The sequence below is a fragment of the Thauera sp. ZXT1-4 genome (assembly GCF_052598215.2).
The window spans coordinates 1-1,290 of sequence record NZ_JBQWSN020000104.1 but is presented as its reverse complement, the minus strand read 5'-3'; the positions used below and the strand labels follow the sequence as shown (position 1 = coordinate 1,290).

At 61.9% G+C, this 1,290-nt stretch carries 1 protein-coding gene; it reads left to right on the top strand.

Annotated elements, in window-relative coordinates:
- Nucleotides 1-70 precede the first annotated feature (70 nt).
- Nucleotides 71-1,251, top strand: a protein-coding gene (locus ACUH78_RS19275; protein WP_445334450.1) for an IS3 family transposase whose coding sequence is annotated in 2 segments (ribosomal slippage) — nucleotides 71-323 and nucleotides 323-1,251 — 1,182 coding nt in all. Because the reading frame shifts where the segments join, the coding sequence is not laid out codon by codon here.
- Nucleotides 1,252-1,290: the final 39 nt, after the last annotated feature.

The window sequence follows — 1,290 nt, the reverse complement described above, 5'->3', positions numbered from 1 at the left end:
TGAGCTGCCCCACGGATTTCGTCTTCCAACGTAGTCGTCGTACGATCGACGCAAAGACAGGAAGAACGACATGAAGCGCATCCCGAAACAGGAATACACGGCCGAGTTCAAGGAGCAGGCGGTCAAGCGAACCGACGAGGTTGGCAGCATTGCCCGCGTGGCCGAGGAGCTCGGGCTGGTCGAGCAGACCCTGCGCAACTGGGTCAAGGCGGCGAAGGCCGGCAAGCTCAATCCAGCCGGTGCCAGGCAGATCACGGCCGAGCAGATGGAGCTCTCCCGACTGCGCGCCCAGGTCGCGCGCCTGGAGATGGAGAACGAGATCCTAAAAAAAGCGACGGCATATTTCGCGAAGGATCTGCTGTGAAATATGCCTGGATCGAGAAGCAGCGCAGATCCTTCCCGTTTCCCGTCCTGTGTGAAGTGCTGTCGGTGAGTCAGAGCGGCTTTCGTGCCTGGCAGGCCGGCGGCACCGTTCAGCGTAAGCGACTGACCGATGCACAAGCACTGGTGCTCATCCGTACGATCCATCAGGAGGTTCGGCAGGCGTACGGCGCCCGGCGCATCCACGCTGAGTTGCGCGGACGCGGTTACCGGATCGGCCTGCCGCGCATCGAGCGACTGATGCGCGCGCACGGCATCCGGGCGCGCCACAAGCGGCGCTACAAGGCGACAACCGACTCCAGGCATAGCCTGCCGGTGGCGGAGAACGTGCTTGAGCGCCAGTTCGCGCCTGACGCCCCGAATCGGGTATGGACAGGCGATATCACTTACATCGCCACTGCCGAGGGCTGGTTGTATCTGGCAGTCGTGATTGATCTGTTCAACCGCGAGGTGATCGGCTGGTCGATCAAGCCACGCATGACGACCGATCTGGTGATCGATGCGCTGTCGATGGCGTGGTTCCGCCGTCAGCCGGCACCCGGGGTGCTGTTCCATTCCGACCGCGGAAGCCAGTACGCCAGTCATGCTTACCAGGCCCGCCTGGCCGCCTACGGCATGCGCGGATCGATGTCGCGCAAGGGCAACTGCTGGGACAACGCCCCGACCGAGAGCTTCTTCAACAGCCTCAAGAACGAGCGGGTTCATGGCATGCGCTACGCAACCCGTGACGAAGCCGCAAGCGATCTGTTCCAATACATCGCCGTGTTCTACAACCGGAGCCGCCGCCACTCCACCTTGGGATATGTGTCACCGACCACGTTCTTGCAGAACTGGATCGAACGACAGGATCAGCAAGAAATGGCAGCATGAGGACGACCGCTTGGAAGGCGGAAAACGTAGGGCACCTCA